10 protein-coding genes are annotated in these 12,715 nt (G+C 55.5%); all 10 read left to right on the top strand.

Translation table 11 applies throughout. The annotated features are described in order from the left end of the window. The first annotated feature begins 644 nt into the window (after positions 1-644). The 10 genes from A8O25_RS20915 to A8O25_RS20870 all read left to right on the top strand — a co-directional run bounded on the left by A8O25_RS20915 (position 645) and on the right by A8O25_RS20870 (position 12,619). Entirely contained in the window at positions 645-1,778 is a 1,134-nt protein-coding gene (locus A8O25_RS20915) for a sugar phosphate isomerase/epimerase family protein (RefSeq protein WP_066839375.1), read from the top strand. 359 nt (positions 1,779-2,137) lie between these two features. Then, the gene (locus tag A8O25_RS20910; protein WP_066839364.1) at positions 2,138-3,817 is read left to right on the top strand and encodes a GMC oxidoreductase; all 1,680 of its coding nucleotides are present in this window, start codon (positions 2,138-2,140) and stop codon (positions 3,815-3,817) included. Positions 3,818-3,853: 36 nt separating this feature from the next. After that, entirely contained in the window at positions 3,854-5,320 is a 1,467-nt protein-coding gene (locus A8O25_RS20905; protein WP_066839363.1) for a Gfo/Idh/MocA family protein, read from the top strand. Between the two features lie 110 nt (positions 5,321-5,430). Next, entirely contained in the window at positions 5,431-5,994 is a 564-nt protein-coding gene (locus A8O25_RS20900; RefSeq protein ID WP_066839362.1) for a gluconate 2-dehydrogenase subunit 3 family protein, read from the top strand. A gap of 132 nt (positions 5,995-6,126) precedes the next feature. Further along, positions 6,127-7,284, top strand: coding sequence for a Gfo/Idh/MocA family protein (locus tag A8O25_RS20895; protein ID WP_066839361.1), 1,158 nt, complete (start codon positions 6,127-6,129; stop codon positions 7,282-7,284). A gap of 175 nt (positions 7,285-7,459) precedes the next feature. Then, on the top strand, positions 7,460-7,930 hold the full coding sequence (locus A8O25_RS20890; protein ID WP_066839360.1) for a c-type cytochrome: 471 nt from the start codon (positions 7,460-7,462) through the stop codon (positions 7,928-7,930). Positions 7,931-7,937: 7 nt separating this feature from the next. Then, positions 7,938-8,669 carry a 3-keto-disaccharide hydrolase gene (locus tag A8O25_RS20885; protein ID WP_066839358.1) on the top strand — a complete coding sequence of 244 codons (732 nt, stop codon included), beginning with the start codon at positions 7,938-7,940 and terminating at the stop codon, positions 8,667-8,669. Positions 8,670-9,013: 344 nt separating this feature from the next. Beyond that, positions 9,014-10,294 carry a nucleoside permease gene (locus A8O25_RS20880; protein ID WP_066839356.1) on the top strand — a complete coding sequence of 427 codons (1,281 nt, stop codon included), beginning with the start codon at positions 9,014-9,016 and terminating at the stop codon, positions 10,292-10,294. Positions 10,295-10,310: 16 nt separating this feature from the next. Continuing rightward, positions 10,311-11,195 (top strand): hydroxypyruvate isomerase family protein, encoded by an 885-nt coding sequence (locus A8O25_RS20875; protein WP_066839378.1) that lies wholly within the window; start codon positions 10,311-10,313, stop codon positions 11,193-11,195. Positions 11,196-11,656: 461 nt separating this feature from the next. Continuing rightward, positions 11,657-12,619, top strand: coding sequence for a sugar phosphate isomerase/epimerase family protein (locus A8O25_RS20870; RefSeq protein ID WP_066839354.1), 963 nt, complete (start codon positions 11,657-11,659; stop codon positions 12,617-12,619). Positions 12,620-12,715 lie beyond the last annotated feature (96 nt).

Here is a 12,715-nt window from a genome sequence, read left to right as displayed (position 1 = left end):
CGGGCTGTTTTCCAGAAAACAGCCCGAAAACGGAAAAGCAGTATTCCCTCTCCCTTGGGGAGAGGGCTAAGGTGAGGGGCAACGGTAGCTACAGAAGTTAGCACAGACGCTCGCAGGTCTAAAGACGCAACGGGGGCTTTGGAGAATTGCTGATTAGGTATTGTTGATTTTTAAGAATGATGCGCTGGCGCGAGCTTGCAGCTCGTGACCACCCGTGCAGTTCGTCTCCAGATTCATCGGGAAAGGTTCAGCAATGCGTAACCCCTACCCCTCCAAGGGGGGTACCGGGAATACGGGCGGCCCTATGCCGTATCATCAATGCGTGGATCTGGAGGTGTCAACATCCCCCTTCGCCCCTTCAAACGGGAGTATCTGCCGGAGTTGTAAGTCACGGGAGTAACTTCCGCGCCCTAGTAGGCTCCGGAGGCAAAGTTTGGGTGGTGGGATGCAAAGCGTATACATCTTTCTAGATTTTCCGTTTTTGGGCTGTTTTTCAGAAAACAGGCCCAAAACGGAAAATTGCGGTGATTGACCCAAACAGAATTTGGTCAAGGCATCAGAATTTCTAATCTTTAGCTGCCCGGCAGGCGAGTACGCCAGGGCGCATGAAAACCTTCAACAACTGAACAAACCCCTGCACCGCTATGAACAACCCCATCTGGATTATGACCTCAGCCTTTGACCAGCTCACGTTAGACCAAGTTATGGAGAAAGCCAAGGACGTAGGCGTGCAGGGGCTGGACGTGTGCGTGTTCCGGAAAGATGGGACGCGGGATGATTTCGTGGCCACGCATTTGAACTATGAAAATTTCGGCTGCGCCGATGCCCAGGCCCTACTTGAGAAGTTCAACCAACACCAACTGCGGCTGTCATTGGGCGCGTTTGATAACCTCATTGGCGGCGACCCGGCGCAGCGCGTGAAAAACCAAAACCACCTGCTGCGCCTCATACGCATGGCGCACCTCCTGGGCGGCGACAGCAATGACGTGAAAGTGGGCACCTTTGTGGGCTACAACCACGAGCTGGGTAACCAGGAAAACGGCTTCCAGAAGAACTTAGACGAGTACGCCCGCATTTTCACGCCTATTATTAAATACGCCGAGGACCTGGGCGTAACGGTGCTCTATGAAAACTGCCCCATGGAAGGCTGGCGACAGGCGGGCTACAGCAGCACGTTCAACAACCTCACCGGCGTACTGGCCGCCCGCAAGCTCATGTATGAACTTATTCCCAGTTCCGCCCACGGCGAAATCTATGACCCGTCACATGACATCTGGCAGCACCTAGACCCCAGCGAGGTGATTAGGAATACAGATATGGCCCGCCTGCACCGCATTCACGTGAAGGGTACCCGCAACGTGGGCAGCGTGTACTGGGGCAATCTGTACCCTAAAATGCAGGTAGACGCTGACCTGGCCCAGCGCGCCGGGGTGCCCACCGCCCAGACTGAGTGGGACCGCCACAACTATGAGGCCACCTTGCCGGGTTTCGGGGGGAGTGACCACGTAGACTGGCGCGGTTTTGTGAACACCCTGAAAGAAAAAGGCTTTTCCGGTCCGTTTGAAATAGAGAACGAAGCCGCGCTGTCTAAGGGCACCGGTAACATGGGCGCTATCCTGCAGGGCTTCAAAGCGGCCACCCTCAGCCTGGCCCCGCTGCTCTGGGAACTGACCGAGAACGGCTACCAATACCCAGCCAGCGGTTTCCGGGAACTCAAAGCCGGACCCGCCCAAGATATTCCGGTGGTTACCATGCAGGAGCTGGGCGTAAAAGCATAGCCAGTACCAGTAAAAAAACCTTTCCCCGTAGCTGTTCCTGTTTTGGGCCTGTTTTTCAGAAAACAGCAAAACAGGAAATTTTGTGCGCTGCCTGCACTGAGGAGCCCCTTTGTTCTTTCTGGTTGCTGCCCAGGTGAGATGAGACAGAGGCCCTGTAGCAGCTGCCAAACAGGTTTCTCCCTTTGTTTTCCCTGGAAAGTTTGCAATTCATATTTTTAAAATTTATTATTAAACAGCTTTTCCATTGCCATCTTTTCAACAACGGTTCCTTCTGTTGCTTGATCATTGAGTTTGCAATAATATGTTTACCAAAAAATTGTCTGAATACTTAACCTTATAAAGTAAGAATATACCTGCGTATGGCCGATAATCATTACGATGCAATTGTCATTGGTTCCGGGATCTCAGGCGGCTGGGCTGCCAAAGAATTAACAGAAAAAGGGCTGAAGACCATCATGCTGGAGCGTGGCAGAAACATAGAGCACGTGAAAGACTATGTGAATGCCAACAAAGCGCCCTGGGAATATCCGCACCGGGGTGGGAGAACGCAGGAGATGATTGAGAACTACCCGGTGCTCAAACGGGACTACCCCCTGCAGGAAACCAACCTGGACTACTGGGTCAACGAGAAGGAAAGCCCCTACACAGAGACCAAACGGTTTGACTGGTACCGCGGCTACCACGTGGGCGGCCGTTCCCTCATGTGGGGCCGCCAGAGCTACCGCCTCTCAGACCTGGATTTTGAGGCCAACGCCAAAGACGGCATTGCCGTTGACTGGCCCATCCGGTACAAAGACCTGGCCCCGTGGTACAGCTACGTAGAGAAGTTCGCCGGTATCTCCGGGAACAAAGACAACATTCCGCACCTGCCAGACGGTGACTTCATGCCGCCCATGGACATGAACTGCGTAGAGAAAGACGTGGCCGCCCGCCTCAAAAGCCATTACAAAGGCAACCGGCACATGATCATTGGGCGTACGGCCAACCTCACCGCCCCCCATAATAACAGAGTGAACTGCCAGTACCGCAGCAAGTGCTGGCTGGGCTGTCCGTTTGGGGCGTACTTCAGTACCCAGTCGGCCACGCTGCCGGCGGCCATGGCTACCGGCAACCTTACGTTGCGGCCGTTCTCTATTGTCACCAAAATCCTGTATGACAAAGACACCAGAAAAGCCACAGGGGTAGAGGTGCTGGACGCAGAGACAAACCAAACCTATGAGTACTTCGCCAAGGTGGTGTTCCTGAACGCCTCCACGCTTAACTCCACCTGGGTCTTGATGAACTCAGCCACTGACGTGTGGGAAGGCGGCCTGGGCAGCAGCTCAGGTGTGTTGGGGCACAACCTCATGGACCACCACTTCAGAACCGGCGCCCGCGGCGAAGTAGAAGGGTATGAAGACAAGTACTATTTCGGCCGCAGGCCGAACGGGATCTATATTCCCCGGTTCAGGAACCTGAACGGCGAGAAGCGCGACTACATCAGGGGGTTCGGGTACCAGGGCAGCGCCAGCCGCAGCAACTGGGGCCGTGAGATTGCCGAGATGAGCATTGGCGCTGACCTGAAAGAGGCGCTTAGCGAGCCGGGCCAGTGGACCATGGGCATTAACGGTTTTGGCGAGACCCTGCCGTACCATGAGAATTTTGTGCGGCTAGACAAGAACAAGAAAGACAAGTGGGGGCTGCCCGTGCTGGACATCAGCTGCGAGATCAAAGAGAACGAGCACAAGATGCGCAAAGACATGGCTGAAGACGCCAAGGAGATGCTGGAGATTGCCGGGCTCAAAAACGTAAAAACCTTTGATGCCGGGTACGCCATGGGGCAGGGAATTCATGAGATGGGCACCGCGCGCATGGGCCGTGACCCTAAAACCTCAGTCCTGAACCAGCACAACCAGGTCTGGGATGCGCCCAACGTGTACGTGACAGACGGGGCGGCCATGACCTCAGCGGGTTGCCAGAACCCATCCCTCACCTACATGGCCCTCACAGCCCGCGCGGTAGACCACGCCGTGGGCGAACTTAAAAGAATGAACCTTTAATTTCCCCTGCAAGCACGTATCCCTAACCCTATCCCCATGGCCGAAGAAGAAAAAGAAAAGCTTCCGCAAGACAGCACCAGAAGAAAGTTCCTGAAAGCCGGTGCCCTGGCGGCGGCAGGTTTTATGATTGTGCCCCGCCATGTGCTGGGCGGCAAAGGTTTTCTGGCCCCCAGTGACCGCCTCATCATTGCCGGCGTAGGCATTGGCGGCAAAGGTGAAAGTGACATCAAGAGTTTCTATGAGAGCGGCAAAGCTGATATTGGGTTTCTCTGTGATGTGCATGACAGCCGCGGGGCCGTTACCCGCGAGCGGTTCCCCAAAGCCAAGTACTACAGAGACTGGCGGGAACTGTTTGACAAGGAACACAAGAACTTTGATGCGGTCTCGGTTTCAACGCCAGACCACAACCACGCGGTGACCACCCTGGCGGCCATGCAGCTGGGCAAGCACGTGTACGTGCAGAAACCGCTCACCCATGATATTTATGAGGCACGGGTGCTCACAGACGCCGCCAAACGCTATAAAGTAGTGACCCAGATGGGCAACCAGGGCGCCTCCGGCGATGGGGTGCGCCAATTGCGGGAGTGGTATGATGCCGGCATCATTGGAGACGTGCACACCATCTATTCCTGGACCAACCGGCCCGTCTGGCCACAGGGCATTCCGTGGTCAACAAACAAAGCAGAGGTTCCCAAAGACCTGGACTGGGATCTCTGGCTGGGTACTGCCCCGTACAAAGAATACGTGAACAAGCTGGTGCCCTTTAACTGGCGCGGCTGGTGGGACTACGGTACCGGTGCCCTGGGTGACATGGGGTGCCACCTGCTGGAGGCGCCATTCAGCGTGCTGAACCTGAAATACGCCACAGATGTGCAGGCCAGCGTAGGCAGCGTGTACGTAGATGAGTTCAAGCGCGGCTATTTCCCAGAGAGCTGCCCGCCCTCCAGCCACGTGACCCTGAACTTCCCTAAAACGAACAAAACCAAAGGCCCCGTGACCGTGCACTGGATGGATGGCGGCATTCAGCCCGTGCGCCCAGATGAACTGGGCCCCAATGAACTGTTTGGCGACGGCGGCAACGGGACCCTCTTTGTGGGCACCAAAGGCAAGATGATGTGCAGCACCTACGGCAAGAATCCGCGCCTGCTGCCCACCTCCCGCACAGAGCAGGTGAAAGTAAAGCAGACGCTGGCCCGGGTTCCCGGCAGTGACGCCGGGCATTACGCCCAGTGGGTGGAAGCCTGTATTGCCGGTTATGGAAAGAAAGAAGTAAGCTCCCCGTTTGAAATTGCCGGCCCGTTGACAGAGGCGTTGCTCATGGCCAACCTGGCCATCAGGGGCTATGACATCCAGAAACCCAAGGCAGACGGCAAAGGGTTTGACTACCCGGGCCGCAACATCAAACTGGTGTGGGACAACGCCAACATGCGCGTGACCAACTTTGAAGACGTAAACCAGTTTGTGAAGCGCGAGTACCGCCAGGGCTGGTCCCTGAAAGCGTAACCGGTGAAGCACATGGGCGTTTCTGGCCTGTTTTCCAGATTTCAAGGCTAAAACAGAAGCAAATCTGGCAAGAAATGAATCTATGACCGCAGTGCATAACTAGAACTAGTATGAATAGACGTGAAGCAATTGCCGCCGTAGGCTGGCTCATGGGGGGCACCATCCTGGGGGCAGACCTGATTGTGGCCTGTACCTCCAAGGCCCCCAAAGTCAACGGGCTGTTTGACCAGGACCAGGTGGCCTATTTAGACGAAGTGGGCGAAACCATTCTCCCTACCACCAGCACGCCCGGGGCCAAAGCCGCTCAGGTAGGCAGTTTCATGGCCGTCATGGTGCAGGACTGCTATAAAAAAGAAGACCAGCAGGTGTTCCTGAAAGGCCTTCAGCAGTTGGAGGAAGCCAGCAAGAAGAAGTTGAACAAAGGGTTCCTGAAAGCCACCCCGCAGGAGCGCACCGCCCTGCTGACCCAGCTGGACGCGGAGCAGAAGGAACACCAGAAAAACAAAAAGGAAGAGGAGCCCAACCACTACTTCAGAATGATGAAAGAGCTCACGCTGCTGGGGTACTTCACGTCTGAGGTGGGCGCTACCAAAGCGCTGAGGTATCTGCCCGTGCCCGGCCGCTATGACGGCTGCATGCCTTATAAAAAAGGCGACAGGGCATGGGCGATCTGATTTCTGTTTTGCTGTTTCCAGAAAACAGGCCCAAAACAGAAACTTTAAAAGTGAACAAACAAAAAAGGCAGGCACACGTCATTGCCCTCTGGGGAGGGGTGGGTTTGGCTTTCCACAGATAGTAGAGTACGCATGAAAAGAAAACTAAGAATGGGCATGATTGGCGGTGGCAAAGGCGCCTTCATTGGAGCCATTCATAGAATAGCGGCCACCATGGACGGCGCCATAGAGCTGGTCTGCGGTGCCCTCAGCACCAGTCCAGACAATGCCCGGGAAAGCGGCCGGGACCTCTTTCTGCCCCAAGACCGCATCTATACCAGTTACGGGGAGATGCTGGAGAAGGAGAGTGCCCTGCCCCAGGACCAGCGCATGGACTTTGTAAGTATTGTCACGCCCAACCACGCCCACCTTGATCCCGCGCTCAAAGCCCTGGACAAAGGCTTTCACGTGGTGATAGAGAAACCCATGACCCTTACCCTGGAAGAGGCCAGGCAGCTGCAGCAGAAGGTGGAGCAGACCGGTCTGCTGCTGTTACTCACCCACACCTACGCCGGTTACCCCATGGTGAAGCAGGCGCGGCAGATGGTGCAGGCCGGTGAACTGGGCAAGATCAGAAAAGTGCTGGTAGAATACACCCAGGGCTGGCTCAGCCGTCTTTCTGAAAAAGAGGGCAACGCACAGGCCGCCTGGCGCACAGATCCGGCCAAATCTGGCAAGAGCGGCTGCATGGGCGATATTGGCACCCACGCCGCCCATTTGGCCGAGTACATTTCCGGCCAGAGAATTCAGCAGGTGTGCGCCCAGCTGAACACCGTGGTAGAAGGCCGCGCGCTGGATGATGACGGGCACGTGCTGCTTCGGTTCACTGAGGGCGCTACCGGGGTGCTCACCGCCAGCCAGGTCATGGCCGGTGAGGAGAACGGTCTCAAGATCAGAGTCTACGGCGAAGACGGCGGGCTGGAGTGGGCCCAGCAGGAACCCAACACCCTGCTGGTGAAATGGCTGGACAAACCCACGCAAATTTACCTGACCGGCACCGGCGGCCTGTCTTCCTTCGCGCAGCACAACACCCGCACGCCCGGCGGCCACCCAGAGGGCTACATTGAAGCCTTTGCCAACCTGTACCGCAATTTCGCGCTCACGCTCTCAGCCCGCATAGAGGGCACCACGCCTTCGGCGGAAGCCATGGATTTCCCCTCTGTAGAAGACGGGGTGCGCGGCATGGCCTTTATTGAGACGGTGGTGGCCAGCAGCGGCAGCTCAGAGAAGTGGACAGATTTTGTGGTGTAGCCACGGCTGGGCATCACCACCAGAAGTGGCTTCTGTTTTGGGCCTGTTTTCCAGAAAACAGGCCCAAAACAGAAACTTGTATTTGAACAGATTGTAAAACAGAAAACAGATTTTTAGAAGGTGGGGCTTTCAACTTACCCACTGCCTGCGCCTTCAGTCATTCCTTTTACCCCTTATGAAAAAACTAGTCCTCCTTTTTGCCTGCTGCGCGCTGTTTGCCGCCTGTGACAGTAAATCATCAACAGAAAACGCAGAGAACTCTGAAATCAACGGGGGTGATGCCGCAGATTTAAGCGCGGCCACCCGCCAACCCTCAGACGTTGACACCAACGCCATGAACATTGGCACTGACCGCTCAGACGGGGGCGGCGGCACGGCCCTGCCAGACGCAGAGAAAGGCGCCAAGCTGATTGCACAGTCAGACTGTACCGCCTGCCACAGAAACGACCAGAAACTGGTGGGCCCCGCCTATGAGGAGGTGGCCCAGAAGTATGAGGCCAATGAGAAGAACATTGACTACCTGGCGGGTAAAATCATTGAGGGCGGCAAAGGGGTTTGGGGCGAAGTGCCTATGACGCCGCACCCGGGCGTGAGCAAAGCAGATGCCAAAGCCATGGCGCAATATGTCCTTTCCCTTAAAAAATAAATGCTCTATGCAACTGCGCAAACTTCTCCCGTTTTTATCACTGGCGGTGCTGGGCGCCTGCCAATCCTCTCAAAATACGTCTATGCCAACCGCGCAAAACAGTGCCAAAGGTGGCTGGCAGCCGCTGTTTGACGGCAAAACCACCAACGGCTGGCACAGCTACGGCAAGGCTACCATTGGCAAAGCCTGGAAAGTAGAAGACGGGGCCCTGCACCTGGATGCCGCCGCCAAGAAAGACTGGCAGACCGCTGAGGGCGGCGACATTGTCTCTGAGCAGAGCTTTGACAACTTCCACCTCAAAATGGACTGGAAGATTGCCCCTAAGGGAAACAGCGGGATCATCCTCTTTGTGCAGGACGACCCCGCCAAGTACAAATACGTGTGGCACACGGGCCCTGAAATCCAGGTGCTGGACAATGACGGCCACCCAGATGCCAAAATCCACAAGCACCGCGCCGGTGACCTCTATGACCTCATTGCCAGCAGCCCTGAGACCGTAAAGCCTGCCGGCGAATGGAACCACGTGGAGATCATTAGCCAGAACAACCAGCTCAAAGTCCTGCAAAACGGCCAGCAGGTGCTTTCAACCACTATGTGGGATGACAACTGGCGCAGCATGATTGCCGGCAGCAAGTTTGCCAAGATGGAAGGTTTTGGCGCTTTCAAGTCTGGCAAGATTGCCCTGCAAGACCACGGTGATGATGTCTGGTTCAAGAACATCATGATCAAGCGGCTGTAGCGGGCGGTTGGCGTTTTGGGCCTGTTTTTCTGAAAACAGGCCCAAAACACACTACCTGAAAAAGAGGCGCACTCCTCACTTCTGCGCCCTAGAGGCTTGTAGTGAGGAGTGCTCGCTTAATGAGCTGACTCCCCGCTGTTCTGGATTCCTGATGCCCCTGGCACGTCAGTTCTGAAACTGCAGGCAAGGGCATTCGGAGTTCCCCTGCAGGCTACTTCCATAGATGGAGATAGGCGAGAATGCTCCTGAAAAGCCTATTCCTGTTTTGGGCCTGTTTAGGAAAAACAGCAAAACAGGAATAACCAACAACGAGAGACCAATATTGAACCACTAACAAACAAATCATGCATTCAATTACCCGCATCAAATTATCAATCATGATGTTTCTGGAGTTCTTTATCTGGGGCGCATGGTTTGTCACGCTGGGCACCTTTCTGGGCAACAACCTGAAGGCGTCTGATCTGGAGTCAGCGAGCGTGTTTTCTACGCAGTCTTTTGGGGCAATCATTGCGCCGTTCATCATTGGGATGATTGCTGACAAATACTTCAACGCAGAACGCATTCTGGGTATTCTGCACCTGGTGGGCGCGGTCTTGATGTACCAGATGTACCAGTCAACAGAAGTGAGCACGTTCTACCCGTACGTGTTTGCCTACATGGTGGCGTACATGCCCACGCTGGCGCTGGTGAACTCAGTGTCATTCAGGCAGATGAAGAACCCGGAGAAGGAGTTCTCCACCATCAGGGTGTGGGGCACCCTGGGGTGGATTGCCGCCGGGCTTTCCATCAGCTATATCTTCCACTGGGATTCGGCCGAAGGCATTGGCCAGGGGCTGCTGCGCAACACGTTCCTGATGGCGGGCGTTGCGTCTGCCATCCTGGGGGTTTACAGCTTCCTGCTCCCCAAGACGCCGCCGGTGAAAAGTGAAGGCAGCAGCTCTGTTTCTGAGATCCTGGGGCTAGACGCCATCAAGCTTTTAAAGAGCAGAGACTTCTTGATCTTCTTCTTGGCCTCAGTGCTGATCTGTATTCCGCTGGCGTTCTACTACCAGAACGCCAACCCGTTCCTCACTGATGTGGGGCTGGAGAACCCCACGGGCAAAATGACCATTGGGCAGATCTCTGAGGTGTTGTTCCTGCTGCTGCTGCCGGTGTTTTTCTCCAAATACGGCTTTAAGAAAACCATCTTGGTGGGCATGGTGGCGTGGGCGGTGCGGTATGTGCTGTTCGCTTACGGCAACGCCGGCGAGCTGTCGTTCATGCTCATCATTGGTATTGCGCTGCACGGCATCTGCTATGACTTCTTCTTTGTGTCTGGCCAGATATACACAGATGCCAGAGCCGGTGAGAAGTATAAAAGTTCGGCGCAGGGCCTGGTAACGCTGGCCACGTATGGCGTGGGCATGTTGATCGGGTTCTGGGTGGCCGGTTACATTGGGGAGTACTACCGGGGCGCTGGCGCGGAAAACCTGTGGCAGAGCATCTGGCTGGTACCGGCGGGCATAGCCGCGGTGGTGGCCCTGCTGTTCCTGCTGCTGTTCAGAGACCAGAAAACCCCTAAAGCAGAAGTGCCGGCCTTTGAACCGGAAACCGACAGATCTCCCGCCGTGACCAGCCTGCCTTAACCCCCATTGCCCTATGATGGATTCAACCAACCAAAGAAGAACCGCCCTCAAAGGCATGCTGGCCGGGGCGGCCGTGCTTACCGCCACCGGCAGCGTCTCCTGCTTTGCGGCAGATGAAAAGAAAACAACCTACGCTTTGAAAGGAAACATCAACCATTCTGTGTGCCGCTGGTGCTTTAACAACCTCTCTGTAGAGGAACTGTGTAAAGAGGCCAGGGCAATGGGGCTGGTGGGCATTGACCTGGTGGGGCCCAAAGACTGGCCGGTGCTCAAGAAGTACGGCCTGGCGTCTACCATGTGCAACGGCGCCGAGATCAGCCTCACAGAGGGCTGGAACCACCCGCAGTACCACGCCACCCTCCTGAAAAACTATTCAGACATGATCCCGCAGGTGGCCAAGGCGGGTTTTAAGAACCTGATCTGCTTTAGCGGAAACCGCAAGGGGCTGGATGATGAGACCGGTCTGAAGAACTGCACAGAGGGGCTGAAAAAACTGCTTCCGCTCGCCGAGAAGCACAAGGTGGTGCTGGTCATGGAGCTGCTCAACAGCAAAGTGAACCACCCAGACTACCAGTGCGACCGCACCGCCTGGGGCGTAGAACTGGCCAAACGGCTGGGCTCAGAGAACTTCAAGCTGCTCTATGACATCTACCACATGCAGGTAGACGAGGGCAACGTGATCCAGACAATCAGGGACAACCACCAGTACATTGGCCACTACCACACCGCCGGCGTACCCGGCAGGCATGAGATTGATGACTCACAGGAACTGAACTACCCGGCTATCATGCGGGCCATCAAAGACACCGGCTTTAAAGGCTATGTGGCGCAGGAGTTCATACCCACCGCCAAAGACAAGCTGGCCTCCCTTAGGCAGGCGGTCCAGATCTGTGACGTCTAAGCCCGTGGGGCAGGGCGGCACCCGTTTCTGTTTAGGGCTGTTTGGCCAAACAGCCCTAAAACAGGAAAAAGAACATGTGCCAATGCGTTGAATTGACTTTTGCCTAAGAGCCTGTTTACCTTTTGGTTTTGCCAGCGAAAACGGGGAGCGAAAGGTTCTTCTATAGCGGTTTCTTGAGCAGCATACGCCCCGCTACGGTGCGCGTCAACCGCGAAGTCAGGTGCTTTTGATACCCGTTTGCAGCGCAAAAGCAAATGTAAACAGGCTCCAAAAGCCTTTGTAACGCAGAGGCCGTGCCAGAAAACCAGGCGTAACGTTCTGCCTCCGTCGCTGCTGTAGAAACTGGAAACGCAAGCGCTTAGGTGGCAAACCTGCAAAGGCCCGCGCTGGCGCACACTTAAAACAGCATGTTACTGGCGTTGACGCCAATAATTCTTCCTCCAAATTACCCATCAAGAGAAATGAACAATAGAAGATCTTTTTTACAGCGGCTGGGCCTGTTAACGGCGGGGGTGGCGTTTGCGCCGTCTTTGCTCACCTCCTGTGAGGCAGCGGGCCGGAAAACAGAGACAGCGGCCGGGGCTACCGCTGAGGCGGCCGGGGCAGAGAATCCCACATCGGCCAAGGCCGAAATCAAGGACATCGGAATCCAGTTGTACACCATGCGCCAACTGCTGCCCAAAGATGTGAAAGGGGTGATTGCCCGGGTGGCGCAGGCGGGCTACAATGACGTGGAAACCTATGGCTACGCCCCAGACAGCGGCTACTGGAAGCTGTCGCCCAAGGCGTTCAGGGAGGTGCTGGACGCCAATAGCCTGACCTCTAGCAGCGGTCACTATGAGTTTGGCCAGTACATGAAAGACGGCAACACAGATGTGGTGAAACGCTACATTGAGGCCAGTAAAGCCGTGGGGCAAACGTACATCACCGTTCCGTGGCTGGATGCAGAGGTACGCACCAAGCTGGATGACTACAAACGCATTGCCAACCTCATGAACGTGGCCGCGCAGCTTTGCCAGGACGCCGGTTTAAAGCTGGCGTACCACAACCATGACTTCGAGTTTCAGAAATTTGGCAACACCACCGGCTATGAGGTGCTGCTGCAAGAGACAGATCCGGGGCTGGTGAGCTTTGAGGCTGACCTTTACTGGGTGGTCAGGGCGGGCCTGAAGCCGGTTGATTTGTTCAGGCAGCACCAGGGCCGCTTTGTGATGTGGCACGTGAAGGACATGAACAAGCAAGCACCTGAACTGAACACAGAAGTGGGCAGCGGCAGCATCAACTATCAGGAGATCTTCAGGCAGGCCAAACTGTCTGGGGTGGAACGCATTTTTGTGGAGCAGGAGAACTTTGCCGCCGCCATGGACCCGTACAAGAGCATCAGGCAGAGCCGGGATTACGTGAAGAATACGCTGCTAGCCTAGAGTAGAGATAGTAAACCGAGGGCATGCAGTCAAAGAACTGCAGGTCATAAATCAATCGGCCGTTTTTGGCCTGTTTTTAGAAAAACAGGCAAAAAA

This window comes from Rufibacter ruber (assembly GCF_001647275.1).
GTDB lineage: Bacteria > Bacteroidota > Bacteroidia > Cytophagales > Hymenobacteraceae > Nibribacter > Nibribacter ruber_C.
This window is presented reverse-complemented; position numbering and strand designations above follow the sequence as displayed.

Bases quoted from the DNA above. Each gene is read 5' to 3' on its own strand.
- A8O25_RS20910 (WP_066839364.1), top strand. From the start codon at position 2,138: ATGGCCGATAATCATTACGATGCAATTGTCATTGGTTCCGGGATCTCA.
- A8O25_RS20915 (WP_066839375.1), top strand. From the start codon at position 645: ATGAACAACCCCATCTGGATTATGACCTCAGCCTTTGACCAGCTCACG.
- A8O25_RS20890 (WP_066839360.1), top strand. From the start codon at position 7,460: ATGAAAAAACTAGTCCTCCTTTTTGCCTGCTGCGCGCTGTTTGCCGCC.
- A8O25_RS20900 (WP_066839362.1), top strand. From the start codon at position 5,431: ATGAATAGACGTGAAGCAATTGCCGCCGTAGGCTGGCTCATGGGGGGC.
- A8O25_RS20880 (WP_066839356.1), top strand. From the start codon at position 9,014: ATGCATTCAATTACCCGCATCAAATTATCAATCATGATGTTTCTGGAG.
- A8O25_RS20875 (WP_066839378.1), top strand. From the start codon at position 10,311: ATGGATTCAACCAACCAAAGAAGAACCGCCCTCAAAGGCATGCTGGCC.
- A8O25_RS20895 (WP_066839361.1), top strand. From the start codon at position 6,127: ATGAAAAGAAAACTAAGAATGGGCATGATTGGCGGTGGCAAAGGCGCC.
- A8O25_RS20905 (WP_066839363.1), top strand. From the start codon at position 3,854: ATGGCCGAAGAAGAAAAAGAAAAGCTTCCGCAAGACAGCACCAGAAGA.
- A8O25_RS20870 (WP_066839354.1), top strand. From the start codon at position 11,657: ATGAACAATAGAAGATCTTTTTTACAGCGGCTGGGCCTGTTAACGGCG.
- A8O25_RS20885 (WP_066839358.1), top strand. From the start codon at position 7,938: ATGCAACTGCGCAAACTTCTCCCGTTTTTATCACTGGCGGTGCTGGGC.